The following is a 24,964-nucleotide window of genomic DNA, read 5'->3' as shown; positions in this document are numbered from 1 at the left end:
GCCGCACGTCCGGGTTGGCCGTGGCGCTCTCCCGCCCCCCCGCGGCGACGTCCAGCCGCAGTGGGCGGGGCGGCGGGGTCGCCGGGCGGGCCCGCACCCGGCTGCCGCGCCGCCCGTCGGTCTCGATGACCCCGCGCTCGCGCAGCGTGCGGTAGGCCGCGGCCACGGTATTGGGGTTCACCCCCAGGACGCCCGCGAGCTCCCGCATCGGCGGCAACAGCGCTCCCGGTGCGAGTGCGCCCGAGGCGACGCCCGCTTCCACACTCGCGGCGATTTCCGATGCGCGCCGCCCGATGATCAGATAGTCTCCTAGCACAAAGTCAAGTATGCACTAATACAACGGAGTCCGCACGATGAGCGCCACACCTGCCCCCGAGACCACCACGGAGACGTCGGCCGCCGGTTACGCGCCCACCGAACGTACCGTCCCGACCCGGTCCCGCGACCGCGCGCGCTACGACCGCGAGACCGTGCACTCGATACTCGACCAGGCCTACGTCTGCCACCTCGGCTTCGTCCGCGACGGCGCCCCGGTGGTCCTGCCGACCCTCTTCGGCAGGGTCGGCGAGGCCCTCTACATCCACGGCTCCACGGGCTCGCGCCCCCTCCTCGCGGCCGGCAAGGCCGACCCGGGGCTGCCGGTCTGCCTCACCGTGACGCACGTCGACGGCCTGGTCCTGGCCCGCTCCGCCTTCCACCACTCGCTCAACTACCGCTCGGTGGTCGTGCAGGGCACCGCCTACGAGGTGACCGACCCGCAGGAGCGCAGGATCGCCCTCGACGCCCTCGTCGACCAGGTCGTCCCGGGCCGCTCGGTCGACTCGCGGCCGGCGAACGCCAAGGAGCTCGCGGCCACGGCCGTGATCCGCCTGGACCTGAACGAGGTGTCCGCGAAGCTCCGTACGGGCGGGCCGAACGACGACCCCGAGGACCTGGGGCTGCCGTTCTGGTCGGGCGTGGTCCCCGTCGCGCCGGCGTACGGGATCCCGGTCCCGGCCGCCGACCTCACCGAGGGCATCGCCGTCCCGGACTACATCAGCGCGCTCTGACGGCCACCTCGCCGGCAGGGGCAGGTCGGACCTCCGGCCCGTCCTCCGGCGCGTCCGCATCCCCGGTCTCCTCCGGCCGCCGCGACTCGGCGGCGATCAGCGCCCCGACCGCCGTCAGCAGGAGTACGGTGCCCAGCACCACCGGCCCGGTCAGCCGCTCCCCGAGCACCAGGACGGCGATCGCCGCCGCGCCGACGGGCTCGATCAGCATGATCACGGACACCGTCGCGGCCCGCACCGCGGCGGCCCCGCTGAAGTAGAGCGCGTAGGCCAGCGCGGTCGGCACGGTGGCCATGTAGGCGAGCAGCCAGAGCACCCGGACGGGCTCCGCGGTGTGCGGCATCAGCCCCTCCACCAGGGCGAACGGCAACAGGCACACCGTGCCCACCCCGACCGACCAGACGGTGGTGACCAGCGGGTCCCCGCCGGTCCCGCGCCGTCCGAGCAGCCGGGCCCGCAGGGTCATGGCCCCGTAGCCGGCGGCCGACAGCAGCGCCCATCCGACGCCGAGCGGCCGCACCTCGCCGCCGCCGCTGCCGAGGACGAGTACGGCCAGCCCCGCCAGCGCCCCGCCGACCGCGAGGATCCCGCCCCGGCCGAGCCGCTCCCCCATCCAGTACCGGGCCCCGAGCGCGATGAGCACGGGCCCGGATCCGAGGGTGACCACGGTGGCCACGGCGAGGCCGGTCTCGCGCACGGCGGCGAAGTACGCGGACTGGAAGAGGGTGAACATCAGCCCGGTCCCGATCAGCGACCCCACCGAGGCCCGCGCCCGGACGGCGCCCGCCCGGACGGCGCCGGCCGCCCGGACGGCGCCGGCCCCGGCAGCGCCGCCCCGCGGGCGGCGACGTACGGCGAGTACCGCGAGCAGCACCGCCAGCCCGCCCGCGCACCGCCAGAACGACAGGGCGAGCGGCCCGAGGTCACTGGCGAGGTAGAGCAGCGAGGCCGCCGCCCCCGCCGTGCCCCAAGCGGTTCCGGCGATGACGAGGAAGAGCAGGCTGCGCCCGGTGGCGGGCGTTTGGTCCGACTGGATCGACACGAGAGATCTCCGCGCGTGCGTGAAGGATGAAAGGAGCAGGTCATCGCTTCGCGGGCAGCGCGAATCCGCCCGGGTCACGGCCCGGGCCGGGTTCTCCTACGTGGTGGCAGCCGCCCGCGCTAGGCGGCGGGAGGCGGAAGCACGGTCGACAGCATGATCGAGATCCTAGACCTTGCTCGGATCGCGGTCCAGGGCCGCCACCGGCTCCGCGACCCCGGGGGCCACCTTCCGGGAGGTCTGCGCGATGAAGGCCCCGCCCAGCACCAGCGCACCGCCGATGATCTGCCAGGTCGAGAGGTGCTCGCCGAGGAGCACCCAGGCCAGTACGGTCGCCACGACCGCCTCCAGACAGGCCACCACGCCCGCGACCTGCGGCGACAGCTTGCGTACGGAGACCACGCCGGTCAGGTACGCGAAGACGGTCGCGATCAGCACCACCCAGCCGAGCAGCACCGGCGCGGGCACCATCAGGTCCCCGAGCGCCGCGTCGCCGCCCAGTACCTGCCAGTCGATCTGCCAGGGCCGGGCGATCACGGTCATCACGAGGGTGCCGACGATCATGCCGTACGCGATCATGCCCATCGGGTCGGGCACGTCGTCCCCGTCGCTGCCCTGGTCGGCGAAGACGAAGTAGAAGGCCTGGCAGCAGGCGGCCGCGAGGCCGAGGAGCACGCCGAGCAGGTCGAGGCTCAGCCCGGCCCAGATCTGCACCACGCAGGCGAGACCCACGACGGCCACGGCGGCGCCGGCCGCGGCGGCCCGGGTCACGGGCCTGCGCTGCACGAAGCGGATCCAGCCGAGCAGCAGCGCCGGTCCGAGGTACTCCAGCAGCAGGGCCACGCCGACCGGGATCCGGGACAGCGAAGCGAAGTAGAAGGCCTGGACCCCGGCCACGGCGATGAGCCCGAAGCCCGCGAGCAGCAGGGGTTTGCGGCGTACGAGATCGCGATGGCGCCAGGCCAGCGGTGACAGCACGAGCGCCGCACCGGCCACCCTGAGCCAGACCATGTGGAGCGGGTCCAGACCCGCCTCGATCAGCGGCTTCGCCGCCACACCCGAACCACCGAACGCGATCGCCGAAATGAGGGCGAGGCCCAGTCCGGCATGTCTCCCTGACGCTTGCATTCGGACATCATGACAGGGCCCGTCAGGAGCGACGGGACCGTGACACCTGTTGAGACGCTCCCGAGACCCGTCCGACACCGTCCGGGTCCCGACGCGTCCCGTTCCCCATTATCTGACAGGTCGTCAGTCTTGAATGTTGGCTCCGCCGGGACTACCTTCCGCCGCACGTACCTGACGAGAAGGGGTGGTCGCATGGCTGAAGTCACCGCGGAATCACGCATCGAGGCGTCCGCCGCGAAGCTCTGGTCCCAGCTGACCGACTGGGACGCTTACGGCCAGTGGAGCATGACCCACACCAACTTCCCCAAGGGCGGCCCCGAGACCCTCGCGGTGGGCTCCACCTTCGCCGAGAACATGAAGATGATGGGCTTCCCCGCCGAGGTCCTGTGGACGGTCTCGGAGCTGGAGGACGAGCGCGTCTTCGCGATCACCGGCAAGGGCCCGATGGGCGTGGCCGTCCTGACCCGCTACACCCTGATCCCGGACGGCGGGGCCACCACCGTCCGCATCGACGGCGAGTTCACCGGCGCCGCGGTCTCCCTCATGGCGGGCAAGCTCAAGGACTCCGCCACCGCCGCCCTGAACGAGTCGCTCCGCAAGCTCTCCGGCCTGGTCGCCTGAGCACCGCTTCCGGTCGAGCAGGTCCGTACGCCCGCACGCAGACATACGACGGCGCGCCCCTCGAGAAGCCTCGCGGGGCGCGCCGTCGCGTGCGGGAGGTCCCGCCGACGGGCACTCAGTGCTCGTCGGCCAGGATCAGGTAGAGCTTCTTGCGGGTGTCGTTGATGACGGCGAGGGCCTTCTCCCGCTGCGCGGGAGTGCCGGTCTTGAAGACCTGGCCGAAGGCTTCCATCAGGCCGAAACCGGCCGTGCGGACCTCGTTCATCGCCTCGAAGTCGAAGCCCCGGCCGACCTCCGCCCAGGGGGCGTCCGGGCCGGACTCGGCCTCGGTACGGCCGGCGTCGGTGAGGGTGAACAGCTTCTTGCCGCCCTCGCTCTCGCTGGTGATGAGGCCCTCGTCCTCGAGGAGCTGCAGGGTCGGGTAGACCGACCCCGGGCTGGGCTTCCACGCCCCGCCGCTGCGCTCGCCGATCTCCTGGATCATCTCGTAGCCGTGCATCGGCCGGTCGGTGAGCAGCGCCAGGATGGAGGCGCGAACGTCACCCCGCCGGGCCCGGCCGCGCGGTCCGCCGCGGCCGCCGCGCCCGCCGAAGGGCCCACCGCCGAAGGGCGGCCCGAACGGCCCGAAGGCGGCGCGCCGCCCCTGGAACTCCTCCCGACGGTCCGGCCCGCAGTGGCCGTGACCCCGTCCGTGCTCATGTCCGTGGCCGTGCCCGTGCTGTCCGTGTGAACGCATGACTGCGCTCCTTTCGTCATTCGGTGTCTCGTTGTCGCTGTTGCGACGCTTCCACTATCACTGACCCATCGCGATGCGTCAACGATATATCGGAAACTTCCTCAACGAACACCCCGCCGAGTGACGGGGCCGCTCCCTCACCCGACCAGTCCAGTCATCCCGGATTGGCCTTTGCGGCAGGCTCCGCCGCGTCCCTACGGTCGGGGACATGCGCATCCGAATCGTCGACGCCTTCACCGACCGCCCCTTCGGCGGCAACCCCGCCGGGGTCCTGCTCCTCGAAGACGGGTTCCCCCGGGACGCCTGGCTCCAGCAGGTCGCCGCCGAGGTCAACCTCTCCGAGACCGCCTTCGCCCATCCGCTCCCGCCCGGCGGCGAGGCGGACTGGGCGCTGCGCTGGTTCACCCCGGCCGCGGAGGTCGACATGTGCGGCCACGCGACCCTGGCCACCGCCCACGTCCTGGCCACCAGCGGCCTGGCCACGGGGACGGTCCGCTTCTCGGCGCGCTGCGGAATCCTGAAGGTCACCGCCTCCGAGGACGGGACCCTGGTCATGGACTTCCCGACCTCCTCCCTGACCGAGGTCGAGCCGGACGCCGCCGTGGAGCGCGCGCTGGGCGCCACGGCCGCGTCGGTCCACGACACCTCCGAGCACATCGGGGACCTCGTGGTGGAGCTGGCCGACGAGCGGACCGTACGGGAGCTCACGCCGGACCTCGCCGCCCTGCGCGGCTACGCCCGGCGCGGGGTCATCGTGACCGCGGCGGCCGAGGACCCCTCCCGCGGCTACGACTTCGTCTCGCGCGGCTTCTTCCCCGCGTTCGGCATCGACGAGGACCCGGTCACCGGCAGCGCCCACACCGCGCTGGCCCCCTTCTGGGCGCAGCGGCTGGGCCGCACGGAGCTGGTCGGCCTTCAGGGCGGAGCCCGCACCGGCCTCGTCCGTGTCCGGCTGCTGGGCGACCGCACGCTGCTGATCGGGCGCGCGGTCACGGTCGTCGACGGCGAGCTGCTCAGCGCACCGTAGGCGGCCGGGCGCGCACCTACGGGAGCACACCGGTGCGCCTACGGACTGGGCCTACGGGGTTGAGGGCCTACGGGGTGGGGAGCCAGTCCACCTTGCCCGCCAGCAGGGCGTACCCGCCGAAGGCCACGATGTCGAGCAGCGCGTGCGCGACGACCAGCGGCCCCACGCGGCCCCAGCGCCGGTAGGCGAGGACGAAGACCGCGCCCATCACCATGTTGCCGATGAATCCGCCGATGCCCTGGTAGAGGTGGTACGAGCCGCGCAGCACGGAGCTGGCCGCCAGCGCGGCCAGCGGCGACCAGCCGAGCTGGTCGAGCCGGCGCAGCAGGTAGGCCAGCACGATGACTTCCTCCACCACGGAGTTCTGCACCGCGGAGAGGATCAGTACGGGGAACTTCCACCACACGTCGGGCAGCGCCTCCGGCACCACCGTGAGGTTGAAGCCGGTCGCCCGCGCCCCCAGGTAGAAGGCGAGCCCCGCGCTGCCGATGCCGGCGGCGACGACCGCTCCCCGGCCCAGGTCCCACCAGGGCCGGGTGCGGTCGAAGCCCAGCACCTTCAGCCCGGGCGCGCCCTCACGGGTCAGCAGGTGCGCGACGAGCAGGACCGGGACGAGGGCGGTCGCAATGCCGAAGAGCTGCCAGGCCAGGTCCAGCCAGGGCCGCCCGGGGGCGTACGAGCCGTTGAGCGTGGCGGCCTGGTCCTTGAGCCCGCCCGGCTTGGTCAGCGAGCCGATGAAGCTGATGAGCGCGGAGACGCTGCTCGCGCCCAGGGACAGCGCGAGCACGAGCAGCGTCTCGGAGCGCAGCATCCTGCGTTCCTTCGAACCCTCGCCGAGTTCGAGCTCCCCGACCACCGGTTCCGGCTCCGTCCGCACGCCCGTCTCCCGTCCCGCCACCGCTGCGACATCTCGCGGGGCGTCACGCCCCGATCACCCCATACTGCCTCCTCGACGGGGCAAGGGGATCACCGGGCGGGACCGGGCGGGACGGGGAATCAGTCCGCGGCCGCCGCTCCGGCCTCCGCGGCGCCACCCCCCAGGCCCACCGGCCAGGTGTGCACGGGTTCGCCCCGGTGACTCAGCTCGCTGTAGCGGCGCGTGGTCGCGGCCAGTGCCGCGTCCCGCTCCAGCCCGCCCGCGAGCGCCCGGTGGTACGTGTCCACCTGCCAGGTGGCTCCGTTCACCCGGCGCCGGCACCGCTCCTCGATGATGCCGAGGTAGTGGTCCCGGTCGGCGGGCTCGATGCCCCATGCGTCCAGTCCGGCGGCCGCCATCGGCAGCAGTTCCTCCAGCACCAGCCGTACCGCCGGCACGCTCGCCAGTCCCCCGCCCCGGCCCCGGCGCGGCCAGCGCAGCCGGGCGTCGATGCCGTAGCGGCAGGCCGCGTCGAAGTTCGCCTCCGCCTCCGCGAAGGGCAGCCGGCTCCACACCGGGCGCTGCTCGTCCGCGAGGGTCCGTACCAGCCCGTAGTAGAAGGCCGCGTTGGCGACGACGTCGGCCACCGTCGGGCCGGCGGGCAGCACCCTGTTCTCCACGCGCAGGTGCGGCACCCCGTCGGCGACCCCGTAGACGGGCCGGTTCCAGCGGTAGACGGTGCCGTTGTGCAGCACCAGCTCCTGCAGGCTCGGCACCCCGCCCTCGGCGAACACCCGCAGCGGCTCCTCCTCGTCGCAGATCGGCAGCAGGGCCGGGAAGTAGCGGACGTTCTCCGCGAAGAGCTCGTACGCCGAGTCCACCCACCGCTCGCCGAACCAGGTGCGCGGGCGCACCCCCTGCGCCTGGAGCTCAGGCGGCCGGGTGTCGGTGGCCTGTTGGAAGAGCGGCGGCCGCGACTCCCGCCACAGCTCCCGCCCGAACAGGAAGGGCGAGTTGGCGCCGACTGCTATCTGTACGGCCGCCACCGCCTGGGCCGCGTTCCACACGTCCGCGAACCGGGCCGGGGTCACCTGCAGGTGCAGTTGTACGGAGGTGCAGGCGGCCTCCGGCACGATCGACCCGGAGGTCCAGGTCAGCCGCTCGACCCCGTCGATGTCGAGCACGAAGTCCTCGCCCCGCATCATGAGGATCTGCTCGTTGAGCAGGGAGTAGCGGTCCACCGCCGAGAGGTTGGCGGTGACCAGGTCGGCGCGGGAGATCGTCGGCAGAATTCCGATCATGACCACCCCGGCGTCGACCTCCAGCGCCTGCCGGTGGGCATAGCCGAGACCCGCGCTCAGTTCCTCGGCGAGCTGGTCGAATACCCGCCCGCCGAGCCGGTGCGGGAGGACGTTCACCTCCAGGTTGAACATTCCCAGTTCGGTCTGGAAATCGTTGCTCGCAATACGTTCGAGCACCTGCGCATTCACCATTCTCGGCAACCCGTCGGCACCCGCGAGATTCAACTCGATCTCCAGCCCCATCATGTTCTTGGGACGATCGAACCTCTTCTCCTCCAGAAGTCGCTCCAGTACCTCCAGGCACTCGTGAAGCTTCCTCCGGTACCGTTGCCGATCGGACAGGTCGAATCCGCCCGCCACGACCTTCTCCCCCATCGGAGCGTCCCTCCTCGACTGGGCCTGGCCGGTGTGGAATGGATCCGCCACCCAGGCGCGCGTTACGGTCGATGATGCCCCGGCGGCGTGATCGATAACGCGGAGGGGGCGTGACTGGCGGGGAGCGCGCGCCGGTTTGGCCGACAGGTGCTTTGGCACATTCACCTGGCAAGGCCTCCTGTGCAAATACAGCGTAGACCTTGCCGGTTATCGATAACCGGCGCTTTTCAGCCGAGCCCCCATCCGGTAACCTCCGAGGTCAGCGCGGAAATTTTGCGCGCACCCGGCATGAATGCCACGTCAGCGGGACCGGTAAGCGCCTTGTCGGCAATAGGCGGGACCGCTAGCCGAAACACCGCGTGAACACATGTCGGATAAACTCCGCATGCGAGGCAGAGAGTTGGCGCGCGGCCATTGCCCCTCAGCCCTCCTCTGACCCCAGAATGCGACAGCGTCGTCCGCACCCCGCACAAGCCCCGTTCCACAGGTCTCCCAAGCGAGAGGCGACCCACCATGCCGCTGCACGTCCCTCCGGCTCCCGCGCCCGCACTGCGCAGTGTCCTCGCCGCCCTCGGCTCCCCCACCGCCGTCCACGAGGCGCACACCCCGGCCCTGCGCGCCCTCCAGGGACCGATGACCGCCGAACTGCCGCTGCCCGTCCACGTCCTGGACCGGCTGCACGTCTCCGGCCTCACCGCCGACGGAAGGCCGCCGCGTACCCGCCTGACCGGCTGGCGGTTCCTGATCCGCAGCGGCGACCGCTACGTCGCGGCGGCCGACACCCGGCTGACCCCCGACGGGTGGGCCTTCTCCCACTTCTTCGAGGGCCCCTACGTCGCCGCCACCGAACGTGCGCTGCGCCAGGCCGAATCGCTCGGGAAGAACTACCAGCCGCGGCTGCTGTCCGTACCGGAGCTGTACATGCTGACCCTGTGGCTGCACGGGTCGGTGGGAGCCGACGCCTCCGCCGGACTGCCGGCCGCCGCCGACCTCCTGGTCCCGCTGGCGCCCGCCCCGCCCGGCATCGCCGCCTACCGGCCGCACCCCGTGTCCGAACTGCTGCCCGTACTGACCCATCGGCTCACGCCGACGGCTCCCCCGGTCCCGCCTTCCATGGCCGCGCCGGCCGCCTGATCCGGCCCCTGGCCGGATGTGCCCATTCGGCCTAGCCCACTCGGGCCCCCATCGAACCATCCGAAATGACAGGGGAGTTGAGCTGAACCGCCCGCACGGGTGATGCGTCATCAATCTATGAGGACAGCTGCTGGGAAATCCCTCCGGACACTAGGTCGTGGGGGAACACTGGGGACTCTGACCGAGCCAAGTCGTTGATACGGGGGGCGGCCATGAACAACGCATCGAGCCGCAGCACACAGACCACACCGCAGCGAAAGAACGCATCCATGTGCCAGCACAAGCCAGCATGCCCGTCCGCCGACTCCGCCGACCGGGAGGCCGCGCACCCCGTGGCCGTTCACCCGGAACAGGGCTGGAGCCTGCTGTGCAACGGCGTCCTGCTCTTCGAGGACACCGGTGAGCTGCTGCCGGACGGCCAGATCATCGCCCCGCACCGCCCGCTCGCGGCGACGCGGGTGATGAAGGCGGCCTAGCCGACGACGCGAACGAAAGGGGCCGGTCCAGGAGAGAACTCCCGGACCGGCCCCTTCGTCACGTCACCGCGTCATGTGACTGCGTCAGTTGTCGTACTCGTCCAGCGGCGGGCAGGAACACACCAGGTTCCGGTCACCGAAGGCACCGTCGATGCGGCGCACCGGCGGCCAGTACTTCTCCGCGGCCGACACCCCGCCCGGGAAGACGGCCTCGTCGCGGGTGTAGGGGTGGTTCCACTCGCCGCCCAGCGCCGCCGCCGTGTGCGGGGAGTTGGCCAGCGGGTTGTCGTCCACCGGCCACTCGCCGCCCGCGACCCGCTCGATCTCGGCGCGGATGGCGATCATCGCGTCGCAGAAGCGGTCGATCTCGGCGAGGTCCTCGGACTCCGTCGGCTCGATCATGAGCGTGCCCGCGACCGGGAAGGACATGGTCGGCGCGTGGAACCCGTAGTCGATCAGGCGCTTGGCGATGTCGTCGATGCTGACGCCCGTCGCCTTCGACAGCGGGCGCATGTCGATGATGCACTCGTGCGCGACCAGGTTGCCGGGGCCGGTGTAGAGCACCGGGTAGTGCGGCTCCAGGCGCTTGGCGATGTAGTTGGCGCCGAGCACGGCCACCTGGGTGGCGCGCTTGAGGCCCTCGCCGCCCATCAGGCGCACGTACGACCAGGAGATCGGCAGGATGCCCGCCGAGCCCCACGGAGCGGCCGAGATCGGGCCGACGCCCGTCTCCGGACCGGCGGTCGGCTGGAGCGGGTGGTTGGGCAGGTACGGGGCCAGGTGGGCCCGGACACCGACCGGGCCGACGCCCGGGCCGCCGCCGCCGTGCGGGATGCAGAAGGTCTTGTGCAGGTTCAGGTGCGAGACGTCGCCGCCGAAGTGACCCGGCTTGGCCAGGCCCACCAGGGCGTTGAGGTTGGCGCCGTCCACGTAGACCTGGCCGCCGGCGTCGTGCACCTGGGCGCAGATGTCGGCGACGTGCTCCTCGAACACACCGTGCGTGGAGGGGTACGTGATCATCAGCACGGCGAGCTCGTCGCGGTACTGCTCGATCTTGGCGCGCAGGTCGTCCGCGTCCACCTCGCCGTCGTCGGCGGTCTTGACGACGACGACCTTCATGCCGGCCATCACGGCGCTCGCGGCGTTGGTGCCGTGCGCGGAGGACGGGATGAGGCAGACGGTGCGCTGCTCGTTGCCGTTCGCCCGGTGGTAGGCACGGACGGCCAGCAGGCCGGCGAGCTCACCCTGGGAGCCGGCGTTCGGCTGAATGGAGACCTTGTCGTAGCCGGTGACCTCGCAGAGACGTTCCTCCAGCTCGGTGATGAGCGTGAGGTACCCCTCGGCCTGCTCGACCGGGGCGAACGGGTGCAGCTGGCCGAACTCGGGCCAGGTGACCGACTCCATCTCGGTGGTCGCGTTGAGCTTCATGGTGCAGGAGCCCAGCGGGATCATGCCGCGGTCCAGCGCGTAGTCCTTGTCGGAGAGCTTGCGCAGGTAGCGCAGCATCGCCGTCTCGGACCGGTGCTGGTGGAAGACCGGGTGGGTCAGGTACGCGTCCTCGCGCAGCAGCCCCTCGGGAAGCGCGTCGGCCGTGGCGGCGTCGAGCGCCTCCACGTCGGCGGTGACCCCGAAGGCCGCCCACACGGCGTCGATGTCGGCGCGCAGCGTGGTCTCGTCACAGGAGGCGGAGACCAGGTCGGCGTCGACCTGGTAGAGGTTGACCCCGCCCTCGCGGGCCGCGGCCACGACCTCGGCGGCCCGGCCGGGGACCCGCGCGGTGATCGTGTCGAAGTAGGCGCCGTGCACGATCTCGACCCCGCCGGCCGTCAGGCCGGCGGCGAGCAGGGCGGCGTAGCGGTGGGTGCGGCGGGCGATCGTCCGCAGCCCGTCCGGGCCGTGGTAGACGGCGTACATGCCGGCCATGACGGCGAGGAGCACCTGCGCGGTGCAGATGTTGCTGGTGGCCTTCTCGCGGCGGATGTGCTGCTCACGGGTCTGCAGCGCCAGGCGGTAGGCCTTGTTTCCGTCCGCGTCCACGGAGACGCCGACGAGGCGGCCGGGCAGCGACCGGGCGTGCTTGTCCTGGACGGCCATGTAGCCGGCGTGCGGTCCGCCGAAGCCCATCGGGACGCCGAAGCGCTGGGTGGTGCCGACCGCGATGTCCGCGCCCAGCTCACCCGGCGAGGTCAGCAGGGTCAGGGCGAGCAGGTCGGCGGAGACGGCGACGATGGCACCGAGGGCGTGCGCCTGCTCGATGACCGGCTTGATCTCCCGCACGGCGCCGGAAGCACCCGGGTACTGCAGGAGCACACCGTAGACGCCGCGCTCGGCGATCTCGGCCGGAATCCCGTCGGACAGGTCCGCGACCACGACCTCGATGCCGATCGGCTCCGCACGGGTCTCGATCACCGCGATGGTCTGCGGCAGCGCGTCGGCGTCGACGAGGAAGACATTGCCCTTGGCCTTGCCCACGCGGCGGGCCAGGGTCATGGCCTCGGCGGCCGCCGTGCCCTCGTCGAGCAGGGAGGCGCCGGAGGTCGGCAGGCCGGTCAGCTCGGCGACGACCGTCTGGAAGTTCAGCAGGGCTTCGAGGCGGCCCTGGGAGATCTCCGGCTGGTACGGCGTGTACGCCGTGTACCAGGACGGGTTCTCCATGACGTTGCGCAGGATCACCGGCGGCGTGAAGGTGCCGTAGTAGCCCAGGCCGATCATGGAGGTGAGGACCTGGTTGCGGTCGGCGAGCTGACGCAGCTCGGCGAGCACCTCGGCCTCGGTCCGCGCCTCGGGCAGGGTCAGCGCGTCAGTGGTCTTGATCACATCCGGCACCGCGGCTGCGGTGAGCTCGTCGAGGGAGCCGTAGCCCACCTGAGCGAGCATCTTCGCCTGCGCCTCGGCATCCGGGCCGATGTGGCGCTGCTCGAAGGGGATGCCTCGCTCCAGCTGGGAGAGCGAAATGCGGTTGGCGGTCATGTACGGAGGCCTCCTGGTCGTACGACCTGCGAGGGGCACCACGGCGCGGGCACCCGGACGGCCTCCCCCTCTGTCATCACAACCTGAGAGCTTCACCGGGCCGCGCGGGGGTCGCCCACGAGATCCGGCTTTCACCGTCGGTGAGGAGAGGGACCGGCACTGCGCGCCCGGTACCCGCACCTGCTTTCCAGAGTGGCCTCACCACGTGCGGTACGTATGCCTGAGAGATTCCGGGGAGGATTTGCTCCTTCGGCGCCTCCGTCTCACTCACTCGGAGGACTCTCCCGCACAGGGTCAACAGCCGTCACCCAGCCTACCAGCGAGGATCTGGAAGCCTCCCTCGAGTGGCCCCCTCTCCGGAAATGCACTTTTGTAGTCATTACGGAGGAGTTGCGCCCAGATGGAGGGACCGGCCCGTGCAGACCGACATCGATCCCCGCAGCCTGATCGGCCGCAAGGCGTTTGACCGCAATGGCACCAAGATCGGCACCGTCGACGAGGTCTACCTCGACGATGCCACGGGCGTCCCGGAATGGGCCGCCGTACGCACCGGACTCTTCAGCCGGGACGCCTTCGTCCCGCTGGAGCCCAGCGAGATGGTGGGCGACACCCTGCGCGTGCCCTTCGAGCGCTCCCTCATCAAGGACGCCCCCGACTTCGGCGTCGGCCGCCACCTCTCCCCCGAACAGGAGCTGCAGCTCTACCACCACTACGGCCTGGACCTGGCCCTCCCGTCCGACTTCCAGCACGACTTCGGCCACACAACCCCCGACACCCCCTGACGCCCCCGCCCCCGCTGCCCACCGGCCCACCGCGGCAGCGGGCACCATCCGCGAGCACCCGGCTACGGACACCCGCCGACAGACGTTTCCGTTTCGCGGCGCGCGAGCATGGCGCTGGTCACCCAGCGTCCTCAGCCCAGGCACCGGTCGGGCTGAGCGCACCGTCGAAGCCCAGCTTTCGGCCGCGGCAGCGATAGGCGCGAGGTAGCGGACCGATGGCGGGCCGTGGGCCGTGGACGTCCAGCACGTCGCAGCAGGCCGCGGGCCACGGGCCCAGAGGACCGCCCCTGCGCACCCGGCAACGGAAACGGCCGACGGGCGCGAGCTGCGCGCGTTGAGGCCAGCGGGCGAGCTGCGGGCGCCCGATACCGGCAGCAGGCAAGCGGGTGCAGCACCACAGTGCAGGCAGCGATGACCCAGCAGCGTGCATGCGGCATCCAGTGGCGCCAGGCGGGCCGTGGCGACACTCGGCGGCAGGCACGGGCTACCAGGCAGCGAACTGTTGCCCGGCCCCCACGCCCCCACGCCCCCACGCCCCCACGCCCCCGGCAATGAACGGTTCCCGTCCCCGAACGGTGCCGCGGGCGATCCCGGGCACTGGCACCCGGCACGCCGAAAAAATGACCTTCCCCCCCGGACTCACTCCGGAGCCGTCGAGCCCCCGACCCCCACGGCCCGGTCCCCGACCAGCGGCATCGGATCGGAGGGCTCCAGATCCGGGTCGTCCACCAGGAACGTCCGCACCCGGCCCGGCTCGGATCCGGGCTGCTCGAACCGTACGGTCACCCGCCCGACCCCGCTGCCCTGCACCCACCCGGGCCCGTACACCGCATGCCGCACATCGCTCCCGGCCGCCCACCGCCGCTCAACCACACCTTCGACACCCCCGGCATCCCCTGGCCCGTGCCCGGCGGCCTCACCCTGCCCCTGCCCCTGCTGGGCGATCTGATCCTGCCCAGCAACTTCACGCTGCCCCGCCCCAGCCCCCTGGCCCTGCACCAAGCCCTGCTGAGCGCCCGGGCCCTGCCCGCCGCTCTCCCCCGGCCCCGACCCCACGGCCTCACCAGCCGCCTGCTCCTGGCTCTGCCCGACGCGCTCACCCGACCCCGACCCGGCGACGGCCACAGCCCCACCCTGACCTGGGCCGCCACGCTCCCCCGGCCACGGCCCGGTATCCGCGCCCCGGGCCGCCTGTGCCCCGTCAGCGGCGGCAGGCATCCGCCCCGCACGCACCCCTGCGGCCGCGCCCGCGCCCGCCCCCGGGGCGACGGCAACCCCCTCGTCCCCGGCGCCGCCGCCCCGCGCGGCCATCGCATCGGCGAAGGCGAAGAGGTCCTCCTGCGTGTAGTCCGCCAGCCCCGTCACGCCCACCCCCAGCAGCCGCACCCCGCCCGTGGTGTCCACGGACTCCAGCAGCCGCGCCGCGGCCTCCCGCACCACCGCGGGGTCGTCCGTAGGTCCCCGCAGGGTCTCCGAGCGCGTCAGCGTGGAGAAGTCGTACCGCCGGACCTTGAGCACGATGGTCCGTCCCGAGTGCCCCGACCCGCGCAGCCGCTCCACGCACCGGTCCGCGAGCCGCTGCACCTCGTTCCGGATCCGCACCCGGTCGTGCAGGTCCACGTCGAAGGTGTCCTCCACGGACACGGATTTCGCATCGCGCTCGGCGACCACCGGCCGCTCGTCCACACCCAGAGCCATCCGGTACAGCCCGACCCCGTGCGAGCGCCCCACCATCCGGATCAGTTCGTCCTCACCGGCCGCCGCCAGCTCCCCCACCGTGGTGATCCCGGCCCGCCGCAGGTGCTCCCCGGTGGCCGGCCCCACCCCGGGCAGGGTCCGTACCGACATCGGCGCGAGGTGTGCCCGCTCCGTCCCGACGTCGATCAGCAGCAGCCCGGCCGGCTTGGCCTCCTCGGAGGCGACCTTGGCCAGCATCTTGGACCCCGCGAGCCCCACCGACCCGCTCAGCCCGGTCGCGGCGGCGATGTCGGCCCTCAGCCGCTCGCCCACGGCCCGCGCGGCCTCCGCGTCGAAGGCGACGCCGCCCGCCTCCAGGTCCACGAAGGCCTCGTCCAGGCTGAGCGGCTCGACGAGCGGGGACAGTTCCCGCAGCAGCCCCATGACCGTGTCGCTGACCTCGCGGTACAGGCTGAAGCGCGGAATCAGGCACGCGCCGTTCGGGCAGAGCCGCCGCGCCTGGGCCATCGGCATGGCCGAATGCACCCCGTACCGCCTGGCCTCGTAGGAGGCGGTGGCGACGACCCCGCGCGGCCCGAGCCCGCCGACGATGACGGCCTTGCCGCGCAGGCTCGGCTTCGACGCCTGCTCCACGGAGGCGTAGAAGGCGTCCATGTCCAGGTGCAGGATGGTCGGCGCGGCTCTCACAGCTCCGATGCTGCCCTACACCACTGACAATCGGCCCGAACCCCGGCGCAGGCGGCCCGAACCCAAAGCAGGCGAGGCGGGCGGCTCGCCTGCGGCAACCGCACTCCGGGCGGGGCGAGCAGGCCCCGCCGGGAACCGGACGGACCACCCGGCCCGTCCCCGGCCCCGCCCGCCGCCTCAGACGGCCCGGTTCCTCCGGGCGGCCAGCTCATCGGCGGGGTTGTGCCCGACCACCGTCTCGCCCGTGTCCACGCGCTCCCCGTGCAGCTGCGACAGCGCGTTCTCGACATCGCGCCAGACCACGCCCACGGCGATGCCGAAGACCCCCTGGCCGCCCTGGAGCAGGCTGACGACCTGATCGGGCGAGGTGCACTCGTACACGGTGGCGCCGTCGCTCATCAGCGTCATCCGCTCCAGGTCGGAGAAACCCCGGTCCCGCAGGTGCTGCACGGCGGTGCGGATGTTCTGCAGCGCCACCCCGGTGTCCAGGAAGCGCTTCACGATCTTGAGGACGACCACGTCCCGGAAGCTGTACAGGCGCTGCGTCCCCGACCCGTAGGCGGGACGCACCGTGGGCTCCACCAGCCCGGTCCGCGCCCAGTAGTCGAGCTGCCGGTACGTGATGCCGGCCGCGGCACACGCCGTCGGCCCTCGGTATCCGACCTGCTCGGGGGCGGACTCGCCGCCCTGGGGCCCCACCGGCCCCACCGAACCGACCGGCGCGGTCTCCGGCTGACGGCGCGCGGAGTTCACCGCACCACCGTGCAGCGGGTACGGCCCACCGTCACTCCGTGCGGGGATGCCCCCGGTCATACCGTCGCCCGTGACTCTCACGCCGACCCTCCGTCCTTGACCTGCCATCTCGAAGGTAGGCAGTCACCAGGGGTGCGTCAACGATCGCCACACTCGGCACGCCGAGTGATAATCACCCTGAGAGTGGTTTCCCGTACCCCATTGCGGGGAAAGGCTACTCGAATGGGCTGAAATATCCGGGAGGACGGCGCGACCCGCGCCTCACTGCGGGCCGGTACCGAAGTCCTCTGGCGAGATCTGGTCGAGGAACTCGCGGAACTTCTCCACCTCGTCCTCCTGCTCGTCCGGGATCGCGATTCCGGCGTCGTCGAGCACGCCGTCGCTGCCGTAGATCGGCGTCCCGGTCCGCAGGGCGAGCGCTATGGCGTCGGAGGGCCGCGCGCTCACCTCGACTCCGCTGGCGAAGACGAGCTCCGCATAGAAAACGCCCTCCCGCAGATCCGTGATCCGGACTTCGGTGAGCTCCTCGCCGATCGCTTCCAGCACGTCCTTGAAAAGGTCGTGTGTCAGAGGCCGGGCAGGGGCCATGCCCTGCTGCGCGAAGGCAATGGCGGTCGCCTCCCCTGGTCCGATCCAGATGGGGAGGTACCGGTCGCCTCCCACTTCACGCAGGAGCACGATCGGTTGGTTCGAGGGCATTTCCACCCGGACACCCACAACGTCGAGCTCGTTCACACAGCAACCCTAGGACCTGCCCGGCATGTTTGGGTAGTCGGGCTCCCCCAAGCCGGCCCCCAAGCCCCTCAGAAGTCGCCCGAAGTCGGCCCTAAAACCCCCGTGGCATCAGTGCAGCCGCACGCCGAGAGCAGTTTGTACGAGGGCCTCGTGCAGCCGTACGGAAAGCCCCGCGAGTTCCTTCATGGTGGCCTCCGCATGGGCCCTGGTCTGCGGATTGCGGTGCCGGCGCAGCGGCGAGACGACCTGCTCCACCAGACCGGCCTCCCGGTCGGCGGCGGCCTTCATCGCGCGCAGGTGGCGCGGCTCCAGACCGAATCGGCCGAGATCGGCCACCAGACGGGCCACGGTGACGGCCTCGGCGTCGAATCCGCCGCCGGGCGCCTCCGCGATGAGCCCGTAGGACTCCCACTCCACGAGCTGGACCTCGTCCACCTCCGCGGCGGCGAGCAGCTCGGCCCGGCCCACCCGGGCCGCGGTCGGCCGCTCCCGGCCCACCTCGCCGTAGAGGGCGACGGGGCTCGCGGGATCGACGGACTCCCCGTGCGCGGTGGGCGCCGGGATACGGATCTGCTCGCCCCGTGCGAGCGCGTCGAGCTGCTCGCGGATGACTTTCAACGGAAGGTAGTGGTCGCGCTGGAGCCGCAGGACGTGGGCGAGGCGCTCCACGTCGTCGGTGCTGAACTTGCGATATCCGGAAGGTGTGCGCCGGGGCTCGACGAGCCCTTCCGCCTCCAGGAAACGGATCTTCGAGATCGTGACTTCGGGGAACTCGTCACGCAGCATCGTGAGCACCGTGCCGATGCTCACCAGCCGCACGCCCGAGGAGGCGGCGGTGGCGGTGCCGCTCTTGGCGGCACCGCCTGCCGGGATACGCAGCATGGGACCTTCCCTTGAAGGGTCAGTGCCCCCGCAGGCTCGCGTAGAAGACCAGCCGGTACTTGCCGATCTGCACCTCGTCGCCGTTGTGCAGGGCGACGGAGTCGATCGGTTCACGGTTCACGTACGTGCCGTTGAGGCTGCCGACGTCGGAGACGGTGAAACCGTCGTGACTCCTGCGGAACTCGACATGGCGCCGGGAGACGGTGACGTCGTCCAGGAAGATGTCGCTCTGCGGGTGCCGGCCGGCCGTCGTCAGCTCACCGTCCAGGAGGAACCGGCTGCCGGAGTTCGGGCCGCGCCGCACGATCAGCAGGGCGGAACCCGGGGGCAGCGCTTCCACCGCGGCCTGGGCCTCGGGGGACAGCGAGGACGACACGTGCGTCTGTCCCGACACCTCGGCCTCGTAGGCCTCCAGGCCCGAGATCGAGATGGTGGACGTGGTCTCCGAGGCACGCTCCGGCGTCAGACCCGCCCGCAGCGGCGCCCCGCAGTTGGAGCAGAACCGGCTCGCCGCATCGCTGCGGTGCCCGCACCTGCTGCAAATCTGCTCGGCCGACATGGACGGCTCCTCGCGCCGCGGCTGCCCCGCGGAGGCATTGGTGGCATACGGGTCGGGGGCAAACCCTCCACCCGTACTTGAGGTTGATGGTTCACCGAAACCTATGCGTCCGGTACCGGCAGGGTCAACAGTCGACGCGCCGTGCGCGCCCGAAATGTCACCCGCCCCGGCGACCTCGTCGCGGAAGAGCGGCCGGTCGCCCTGCCCTTCCACGTCGCCATGCCCCGCGCGGTGCCTGGCCGCACCACTGTCCTCGCGGTTCTTCTTGCCGAACAACTTCTCAAACAACTTCACGGGCGATTCCCCTTGACCGAAACAGACCCGCCCGTGGGGCAGGACGAACTCCGAATGCAACACCTGCCGACCCGGACATACTTACAACGTCCGTAACCATCAGACAGTTTCCACCACGCACCGCGACTTCGGTGCGTCGACCCCCCGCAGGCATGCGCCCGCATGAGCCGGTCTCGCGCACCTCCCGCGTCACGACGATGACGACCGAGCGTAGTCAGGCTGCTTCGCAGCCCGCAAGGCATCCACAACGATCTTCGCCGGACGTGTGACGCTGACGACCGCCTGCTCCTTCTCCAGCGACTGGACGACGCCACCGGGAATGTTGAGCGCCGGCTCCAGGTCCTGCGGCTTGCCGATCACCTTGAACTCATAGGGTTGTGTGACCTTCCTACCGTCGATCGCGACCCCGTCCTCCTCGTCCGAGAAGTACGAGTCCGCCACGATCCGCACCCCGTTGATCTGGATCGCCTCGGCCCCGGCCGCCCGCAGCTCCTGGAGGGTGTCCAGCAGCTTGTCCGACTGCACCTGGCCCTTGGGGTCCGTGATCTTCAGCACGATCCCCGGCCCTTGCGCGGCCACCGTACCGGCCAGGATCCCGAGTTGGCGCTCCTTCTCCACGGTCTGCTTCCGGGCCTCCTCGGCCTGGTTGGAACTGCTCTCGAGCTCCCGCCGCTGGTCTTCGAGCGTCTGCTTCTCGTCCTCCAGCCGCTTGGTCCGCCCGTCCAGCTCGTCGAGGATCCGTACGAGGTCCTCCTGACGGGCCCCGCGCAGCGCGCTGGAGTCGCTGTTCGACCGTACCTGGATGGCCAGACCGAGCCCCAGGACGAACAGCAGCACCGCGACGATCAGTTGGGCACGGCTCACCCGCGGCGGCCACAGCCCGTCCGCCAGCCGCTGCCGGCCGGTCTGCTCGGGCGCGCTCTGCTCGGGCGTCGTCTGCGCGGGCCCGGTGGGCACGTACCCGGTCGGCGCGTCGTCGACCGGCGCCTGTCCGGTCTCCTCCCGGCCCCGCTCCTGCTGCCCGGGCCGGGGCTCCTGGCCCACCGGCCCGCTCGGCGGCTCCAGCGGAGGCTGTGCCTTCGGCCGCTGGGCCGCGGCCCCGGGCTCCTCGGGCGGGGTGTCGTTCGTACTCATCGGCCTCACGCCCGGAACACGTGCCGGCGGATGGCCGCGGCGTTGGAGAAGATGCGGATGCCGAAGACGACGACCACACCCGTGGACAGCTGGGAGCCGACCCCCAGCTTGTCGCCGAGGAAGACGATCAGCGCCGCCACGACCACGTTCGACAGGAACGACACCACGAAGACCTTGTCCACGAAGATGCCGTCCAGCATCGCGCGCAGGCCTCCGAACACCGCGTCCAGCGCCGCGACCACGGCGATCGGCAGATAAGGCTCCACCACGGCCGGCACTTCGGGCCGGACGAGAAGTCCGACCACCACTCCGACCACGAGGCCCAGTACCGCGATCACGATGCACCCTTCTGCTGCTCTGCTGCTGTAGCCGTTCGTACGGTCAGGCTCGACGCGGCCGGAAGGCGCACCTCGGCCTCGGACGACAAGGAGTAGCGGATGCCGTAGTTCTCCTGCAGCACGTGCAGGTACTGGCCGTCCGCGGAGTCCTGGAACGCGGTCCCGAGGCGCTTCTTGTCGCCGATCGCCAGCACTTCGTACGGCGGCACCAGCGGCCTGTTGTCGACCAGTATCGCGTCACCCGCGGCCCGGATCGCCGAGAGGGACGTCAGCCGCTGCCCGTTGATCGAGATCGCTTCCGCCCCCGACTGCCACAGCCCGTTGACGATCTTCTGCATATCGCGGTCGCGGAGCCGCCCGGTGTCCGAGAATCCGGCGCTCTCGCGCGGCGCGGAGCCGTCCGCGGTCGTCGAGCCCTTCGCGTCGTCCACCGTCAGCTTGATCCCGGGCCCGTGCACCTCGGTGGCCCCGGACAGCAGCGCCACGAGCTGGCCCTGTTCGCCGCCGTGCTGCTTGAGCGCCTCGCGCTGCCGGTCGGCGACGGCGTCCCGCAGCCCGTCGATGTCCCGCTCCAGTCCGTCCGCGTGCGCGTCGGCCCGCTCGACGCGGTCGATGAGCTCATGACGTTCCTTGGCCAGCACCGGCGCGGTCGCCCGCGCCTGCGCGGCGCCCAGGGTGACGACCATGGCGGCGAGCACGAGCCCGGCGGCGAGACCCAGTTTGGCCTTGAGGGTCCGCGGCAGGCCGGACGTGCCCTCGGCCTCGCGCCGGGCCGAAGCCTCCGCGTAGCCCTCGTCGAGGGAGTGGTCCATCACGTGCGTCAGCAGCGACATGGAAGCGTCCGGCCGCGCCGGAGGTGCCGAACTGCGGTTGTGGGACGGCTGCGACATGCCGCACATCGTCGCATGTCGGCGCCGCTCCCACCGAATGCGGACGTCCGGTGGACGGGACGGGGCCTTCGCCCCGCCCGCTCCACCGGACGTCCGTCCCTACGCCGCTGCGTTGCGGCCTGAACCGGCTCCGTGCGGGCTCAGTGCCCGGCGCCGTCCACGACCGCTGCCCAGCCGTCCAGCAGCGCCTGGGCGGACGCGTCGTCGGGTCCCTCCGCCCACAGGTGGGTGACCGCCTCGGCCGGGTCCGGCAGCACCAGGGCCCACCGCCCGTCGGCCTCCACGACCCGCACCCCGTCGGTGGTGTCCACCTGCCGGTCCCCGGCCGCCTCCACGACCCGCCGCATGACGAGCCCCTTCACCGCCCACGGGGTCGGCACGTCCCGCTTGAGCACGTGCGCCCGCGGGATCCGGGCATCGATCTGGCTGAGCGTGAGCTGCGTCCGCGCCACCAGCCCGATCAGCTGCACGAAGGCAGCCGATCCGTCGAAGACGCTGCTGAACTCGGGGACGATGAATCCGCCCCGCCCGTCACCGCCGAAGATGGTGTTCTCCGCCCGGCCCACCCGGGTCAGATCGTCGGGCGAGGTCGTCGTCCACTCCACCTGGGTCCCGTGGTACGCCGCCACCTGCTCGGCGATCCGGGTCGTGGTCACCGGCAGCGCCACCTTGCCGCTGCGCTTCTCGGCGGCCACCAGGTCGAGCAGCACCAGCAGGGCCCGGTCGTCCTCGATGATCCTGCCGCGCTCGTCCACCAGGGAGATCCGCTCGCCCACCGGGTCGAAGCGCACCCCGAAGGCGGCCCGCGAGGACGCCACGATCTCCCCGAGCCTCACCAGTCCCGCCCTGCGGGATTCGGCCGTCTCCGTGGGCCGGGATTCGTCGAGCCCCGGATTGACGGTGAGGGCGTCCACACCGAGCCGGCCCAGCAGGCTGGGCAGTACCAGGCCGGCGCTGCCGTTGGAGGCGTCCACGACCACCTTGAGCCCGGAGTCAGCGACCCCGGTGGTGTCCACGCGCCTCAGCAGCGAACCGGTATAGGCGTCGAAGACGCTTCCCGGGAACTGCAGGTCGCCGATCTCTCCGGGGAACGCACGCCGGTACTCCTGGCGCGCGTAGACCCGGTCGAGCTTGCGCTGCTGCTGGAGGGAGAGGTCCGCCCCGCGCTCGTCGAGGAACATGATGTCGACCGAGTCCGGCACTCCCGGTGAGGTCCGCAGCACGATCCCTCCGGCGCTGCCGCGCGCGGTCTGCTGCCGCGCCACGGGCAGCGGTACGTTCTCCAGGTCCCGGACGTTGATGGCGCTGGCCTGGAGCGCCGAGATCACGGCCCGCTTGAGCGCTCTCGCGCCACGGGAGTGGTCGCGGGCCGTGGTGACCGTCGCCCCCTTCTTCAGGGTCGTCGCATAGGCACCGGCCAACCGGACCACCAGCTCCGGGGTGATCTCCACGTTCAGGATCCCGGTGACCCCGCGCGCGCCGAACAGATGTGCCTGCCCCCGGGACTCCCAGATGACCGAGGTGTTGACGAAGGCGCCCGCCTCGATCGTCTTGAAGGGGTAGACCCGGACGTTGCCCTGGATGATCGATTCCTCGCCCACGAGGCACTCGTCGCCGATGACGGCCCCGTCCTCGATCCGGGCGGCCCGCATGATGTCGGTGTTCTTGCCGATGACACAGCCGCGGAGATTGCTGTGCGGCCCGATGTACACGTTGTCGTGCACGACGGCCCTGTGCAGGAACGCGCCGCTCTTCACGACGACGTTGGATCCGACGACGGTGTGCTCGCGGATCTCCACTCCGGCCTCGACCTTGGCGTAGTCCCCGATGTACAGCGGTCCGCGCAGCACCGCGTCCGGGCTCACCTCGGCCCCTTCGGCGATCCACACGCCGGGGGAGATCTCGAAGCCGTCCATGTCGACCTGGACCTTGCCCTCGAGTACGTCGGCCTGGGCCTTGACGTAGCTCTCGTGCGTGCCGACGTCCTCCCAGTAGCCCTCGGCGACGTAGCCGTAGATGGGCCGGCCTTCCTTCATCAGCTGCGGGAAGACGTCACCGGACCAGTCCACCGACACGTCCGCGTCGACGTAGTCGAAGATCTCCGGCTCCATGACGTAGATGCCGGTGTTGATGGTGTCCGAGAACACCTGTCCCCAGGTCGGCTTCTCCAGGAAACGCTCGACCTTGCCTTCCTCGTCCACGATGGTGATGCCGAATTCCAGCGGGTTCGGCACACGGGTCAGGCACACCGTGACGAGCCCGCCCTTCTCCTTGTGGAAACGGATCAGGTCGGTCAGGTCGAAGTCGGTGAGCGCGTCGCCGGAGATGACGAGGAACGTGTCGTCCTTCAGAGCCTCCTCGGCGTTCTTCACGCTGCCTGCGGTACCGAGTGGCTTCTCTTCGTTGGCATAGGTGAGCTCCATACCGAGCTCCTCGCCGTCACCGAAATAGTTCCTGACGAGTGAAGCCAGGAACTGCACGGTGACCACGGTCTCGCTGAGCCCATGCCGCTTGAGCAGCCTGAGCACATGCTCCATGATCGGCCGGTTCGCCACCGGCAGGAGCGGCTTGGGCATGCTTGAGGTCATGGGACGAAGCCGAGTGCCTTCGCCACCGGCCATCACGACGGCCTTCATGTCGGAAGAGTCCTCCTTGAGAGACGGCGTATCGCCGACCTCACCCGTCCCGGACGGTGACTGGACCACTCCCCCGCGTCAGTCAGGCGCCGAGCGAGCTCAATCGGCCGTGGCGTCCGCCTTCACGATCCGGCGGACTTGCACCACGTAAAGGACTCCTGCCCACCAATAGAGCGTTGTACCCCATCCGGCGAACGCCCATCCGAAAACTGACCCCATCCAGGCCAACCAACCCGACCAGGTGCTCACCAGCAGGAAGGGGAACGCGTACATCAGGTTGAAGGTCGCGGCCTTGCCGAGGAAGTTGACCTGGGGCGGCGGATAGCCGTGCCGGCGCAGGATCCAGACCATGACCAGCAACATCAGCTCGCGCGCGAGCAGCGCCCCGGTGAGCCACAGCGGCAGAATCTCGCGGTACGTGAGACCGAACAGGGTGGACAGGATGTAGAGCCGGTCCGCGGCGGGATCCAGCAGCCGACCGAGGCTGCTGATCTGATTCCAGCGCCGGGCCAGCTTCCCGTCGAGGTAGTCGCTGATCCCGCTGAGCATGAGAACGGCAAGAGCCCAGCCGTCGTGCTCGGCCAGGATCAGCCACAGGAACAGGGGTACGCCTGCGAGGCGCGCCATGCTCAGGATGTTCGGAATGGTGAAAATTCGGTCAGTCTGAACCCGAGTCTCCTGGACCTCCACCCGGGGGCCTCCACTGTGACTGTAGATATGTCGAACGATGCCCCCTGACCCTACAGGAGCCGGTGCACCGGTCCGTAATCGCAGAAAAGCCCCGCACCGAACCCGTAAGGGCTGGTGCGGGGCTTTCCCACAATGATTGTTCGGCGGCGTCCTACTCTCCCACAGGGTCCCCCC

The 24,964-nt window shown here is 71.0% G+C and carries 23 protein-coding genes and 1 riboswitch; of the genes, 6 read left to right on the top strand and 17 right to left on the bottom strand.

The annotated features are described in order from the left end of the window. A partial coding sequence (locus ABZY57_RS24670; RefSeq protein ID WP_356515343.1) for a GntR family transcriptional regulator occupies positions 1-316 on the bottom strand: 316 nt, incomplete at its 3' end. Positions 317-353: 37 nt separating this feature from the next. On the opposite strand from ABZY57_RS24670, the gene ABZY57_RS24665 reads away from it, so the two are divergent. Then, entirely contained in the window at positions 354-1,049 is a 696-nt protein-coding gene (locus tag ABZY57_RS24665) for a pyridoxamine 5'-phosphate oxidase family protein (protein ID WP_356515341.1), read from the top strand. Here ABZY57_RS24665 and ABZY57_RS24660 read toward each other — a convergent pair. After that, positions 1,036-2,091: an EamA family transporter gene (locus tag ABZY57_RS24660; RefSeq protein WP_356515339.1), complete on the bottom strand. Its 1,056-nt coding sequence runs from the start codon at positions 2,089-2,091 to the stop codon at positions 1,036-1,038. The two genes, ABZY57_RS24665 and ABZY57_RS24660, sit on opposite strands and share 14 nt — an antisense overlap. A 165-nt stretch (positions 2,092-2,256) precedes the next feature. After that, entirely contained in the window at positions 2,257-3,216 is a 960-nt protein-coding gene (locus ABZY57_RS24655; protein WP_356515337.1) for a DMT family transporter, read from the bottom strand. Positions 3,217-3,408: 192 nt separating this feature from the next. Here ABZY57_RS24655 and ABZY57_RS24650 point away from each other — a divergent pair, with 192 nt between their 5' ends. Then, a complete protein-coding gene (locus ABZY57_RS24650; RefSeq protein WP_266910679.1) occupies positions 3,409-3,837 on the top strand; it encodes an SRPBCC family protein in 429 nt (142 codons plus the stop codon). A gap of 115 nt (positions 3,838-3,952) precedes the next feature. Here the strand turns inward: ABZY57_RS24650 and ABZY57_RS24645 are convergent, their stop codons facing one another. Beyond that, the gene (locus ABZY57_RS24645) at positions 3,953-4,573 is read right to left on the bottom strand and encodes a PadR family transcriptional regulator (RefSeq protein ID WP_356515335.1); all 621 of its coding nucleotides are present in this window, start codon (positions 4,571-4,573) and stop codon (positions 3,953-3,955) included. Between the two features lie 208 nt (positions 4,574-4,781). Between ABZY57_RS24645 and ABZY57_RS24640 the strand changes: the two genes are divergently transcribed. Continuing rightward, positions 4,782-5,600, top strand: coding sequence for a PhzF family phenazine biosynthesis isomerase (locus tag ABZY57_RS24640; RefSeq protein ID WP_356515333.1), 819 nt, complete (start codon positions 4,782-4,784; stop codon positions 5,598-5,600). 67 nt (positions 5,601-5,667) lie between these two features. Here the strand turns inward: ABZY57_RS24640 and ABZY57_RS24635 are convergent, their stop codons facing one another. Then, a complete protein-coding gene (locus ABZY57_RS24635; RefSeq protein ID WP_356515345.1) occupies positions 5,668-6,411 on the bottom strand; it encodes a CPBP family intramembrane glutamic endopeptidase in 744 nt (247 codons plus the stop codon). Between the two features lie 185 nt (positions 6,412-6,596). Next, a complete protein-coding gene (locus ABZY57_RS24630; RefSeq protein WP_356515331.1) occupies positions 6,597-8,132 on the bottom strand; it encodes a glutamate-cysteine ligase family protein in 1,536 nt (511 codons plus the stop codon). Positions 8,133-8,645: 513 nt separating this feature from the next. On the opposite strand from ABZY57_RS24630, the gene ABZY57_RS24625 reads away from it, so the two are divergent. Next, complete coding sequence (locus ABZY57_RS24625; RefSeq protein ID WP_356515329.1) at positions 8,646-9,266, top strand: hypothetical protein; 621 nt, start codon at positions 8,646-8,648, stop codon at positions 9,264-9,266. A 269-nt stretch (positions 9,267-9,535) separates the two neighbouring features. After that, entirely contained in the window at positions 9,536-9,742 is a 207-nt protein-coding gene (locus ABZY57_RS24620; protein ID WP_356515327.1) for a DUF5999 family protein, read from the top strand. 84 nt (positions 9,743-9,826) lie between these two features. Here the strand turns inward: ABZY57_RS24620 and gcvP are convergent, their stop codons facing one another. Further along, positions 9,827-12,712: an aminomethyl-transferring glycine dehydrogenase gene (gcvP, locus tag ABZY57_RS24615; protein ID WP_356515325.1), complete on the bottom strand. Its 2,886-nt coding sequence runs from the start codon at positions 12,710-12,712 to the stop codon at positions 9,827-9,829. 198 nt (positions 12,713-12,910) lie between these two features. Further along, positions 12,911-13,009: riboswitch (glycine riboswitch) on the bottom strand. A 119-nt stretch (positions 13,010-13,128) separates the two neighbouring features. Here gcvP and ABZY57_RS24610 point away from each other — a divergent pair. Beyond that, positions 13,129-13,494, top strand: a complete 366-nt coding sequence (locus ABZY57_RS24610; RefSeq protein WP_356515323.1) for a PRC-barrel domain-containing protein — start codon at positions 13,129-13,131, stop codon at positions 13,492-13,494. 639 nt (positions 13,495-14,133) lie between these two features. Here ABZY57_RS24610 and ABZY57_RS24605 read toward each other — a convergent pair. The 10 genes from ABZY57_RS24605 to ABZY57_RS24560 form a co-directional block, all read right to left on the bottom strand. Continuing rightward, positions 14,134-15,879 carry a DNA polymerase IV gene (locus ABZY57_RS24605; RefSeq protein ID WP_356515321.1) on the bottom strand — a complete coding sequence of 582 codons (1,746 nt, stop codon included), beginning with the start codon at positions 15,877-15,879 and terminating at the stop codon, positions 14,134-14,136. 177 nt (positions 15,880-16,056) lie between these two features. Then, complete coding sequence (locus tag ABZY57_RS24600) at positions 16,057-16,713, bottom strand: MerR family transcriptional regulator (protein WP_356515319.1); 657 nt, start codon at positions 16,711-16,713, stop codon at positions 16,057-16,059. A 180-nt stretch (positions 16,714-16,893) separates the two neighbouring features. Next, positions 16,894-17,367: a bifunctional nuclease family protein gene (locus ABZY57_RS24595; protein WP_030009777.1), complete on the bottom strand. Its 474-nt coding sequence runs from the start codon at positions 17,365-17,367 to the stop codon at positions 16,894-16,896. 108 nt (positions 17,368-17,475) lie between these two features. Then, positions 17,476-18,249, bottom strand: a complete 774-nt coding sequence (locus ABZY57_RS24590; protein ID WP_356515316.1) for a MerR family transcriptional regulator — start codon at positions 18,247-18,249, stop codon at positions 17,476-17,478. Between the two features lie 19 nt (positions 18,250-18,268). Then, a complete protein-coding gene (locus ABZY57_RS24585; RefSeq protein ID WP_274547808.1) occupies positions 18,269-18,808 on the bottom strand; it encodes an FHA domain-containing protein in 540 nt (179 codons plus the stop codon). 483 nt (positions 18,809-19,291) lie between these two features. Then, positions 19,292-20,236: a DUF881 domain-containing protein gene (locus ABZY57_RS24580; protein WP_356515314.1), complete on the bottom strand. Its 945-nt coding sequence runs from the start codon at positions 20,234-20,236 to the stop codon at positions 19,292-19,294. 5 nt (positions 20,237-20,241) lie between these two features. Then, positions 20,242-20,574, bottom strand: a complete 333-nt coding sequence (locus ABZY57_RS24575; protein WP_356515312.1) for a small basic family protein — start codon at positions 20,572-20,574, stop codon at positions 20,242-20,244. Beyond that, positions 20,571-21,473, bottom strand: coding sequence for a DUF881 domain-containing protein (locus tag ABZY57_RS24570; RefSeq protein WP_356515310.1), 903 nt, complete (start codon positions 21,471-21,473; stop codon positions 20,571-20,573). The genes ABZY57_RS24575 and ABZY57_RS24570 overlap by 4 nt, the downstream gene beginning before the upstream one ends. A 131-nt stretch (positions 21,474-21,604) precedes the next feature. Further along, on the bottom strand, positions 21,605-24,100 hold the full coding sequence (locus tag ABZY57_RS24565; RefSeq protein WP_356515308.1) for a mannose-1-phosphate guanyltransferase: 2,496 nt from the start codon (positions 24,098-24,100) through the stop codon (positions 21,605-21,607). A 99-nt stretch (positions 24,101-24,199) separates the two neighbouring features. Continuing rightward, positions 24,200-24,790, bottom strand: coding sequence for a CDP-alcohol phosphatidyltransferase family protein (locus tag ABZY57_RS24560; protein ID WP_356515306.1), 591 nt, complete (start codon positions 24,788-24,790; stop codon positions 24,200-24,202). Between the last annotated feature and the right edge of the window lie 174 nt (positions 24,791-24,964).

Origin of the sequence: Streptomyces sp. NPDC006450 (assembly GCF_040612195.1) — a bacterium.
In the GTDB taxonomy this organism is placed as follows: Bacteria; Actinomycetota; Actinomycetes; order Streptomycetales; family Streptomycetaceae; genus Streptomyces.
Note: the sequence above shows the minus strand (reverse complement) of the source record. Positions and strands in the feature narration are given on the sequence as shown.

Excerpts from the sequence above, each read along its gene's own strand:
- ABZY57_RS24665 (WP_356515341.1), top strand. The coding sequence starts at position 354 with ATGAGCGCCACACCTGCCCCCGAGACCACCACGGAGACGTCGGCCGCC.
- ABZY57_RS24655 (WP_356515337.1), bottom strand. The coding sequence starts at position 3,216 with ATGCAAGCGTCAGGGAGACATGCCGGACTGGGCCTCGCCCTCATTTCG.
- ABZY57_RS24650 (WP_266910679.1), top strand. The coding sequence starts at position 3,409 with ATGGCTGAAGTCACCGCGGAATCACGCATCGAGGCGTCCGCCGCGAAG.
- ABZY57_RS24645 (WP_356515335.1), bottom strand. The coding sequence starts at position 4,573 with ATGCGTTCACACGGACAGCACGGGCACGGCCACGGACATGAGCACGGA.
- ABZY57_RS24640 (WP_356515333.1), top strand. The coding sequence starts at position 4,782 with ATGCGCATCCGAATCGTCGACGCCTTCACCGACCGCCCCTTCGGCGGC.
- ABZY57_RS24635 (WP_356515345.1), bottom strand. The coding sequence starts at position 6,411 with ATGCTGCGCTCCGAGACGCTGCTCGTGCTCGCGCTGTCCCTGGGCGCG.
- ABZY57_RS24630 (WP_356515331.1), bottom strand. The coding sequence starts at position 8,132 with ATGGGGGAGAAGGTCGTGGCGGGCGGATTCGACCTGTCCGATCGGCAA.
- ABZY57_RS24625 (WP_356515329.1), top strand. The coding sequence starts at position 8,646 with ATGCCGCTGCACGTCCCTCCGGCTCCCGCGCCCGCACTGCGCAGTGTC.
- ABZY57_RS24620 (WP_356515327.1), top strand. The coding sequence starts at position 9,536 with ATGTGCCAGCACAAGCCAGCATGCCCGTCCGCCGACTCCGCCGACCGG.
- gcvP (WP_356515325.1), bottom strand. The coding sequence starts at position 12,712 with ATGACCGCCAACCGCATTTCGCTCTCCCAGCTGGAGCGAGGCATCCCC.
- ABZY57_RS24590 (WP_356515316.1), bottom strand. The coding sequence starts at position 18,249 with ATGCTGCGTATCCCGGCAGGCGGTGCCGCCAAGAGCGGCACCGCCACC.
- ABZY57_RS24585 (WP_274547808.1), bottom strand. The coding sequence starts at position 18,808 with ATGTCGGCCGAGCAGATTTGCAGCAGGTGCGGGCACCGCAGCGATGCG.
- ABZY57_RS24580 (WP_356515314.1), bottom strand. The coding sequence starts at position 20,236 with ATGAGTACGAACGACACCCCGCCCGAGGAGCCCGGGGCCGCGGCCCAG.
- ABZY57_RS24570 (WP_356515310.1), bottom strand. The coding sequence starts at position 21,473 with ATGTGCGGCATGTCGCAGCCGTCCCACAACCGCAGTTCGGCACCTCCG.
- ABZY57_RS24565 (WP_356515308.1), bottom strand. The coding sequence starts at position 24,100 with ATGAAGGCCGTCGTGATGGCCGGTGGCGAAGGCACTCGGCTTCGTCCC.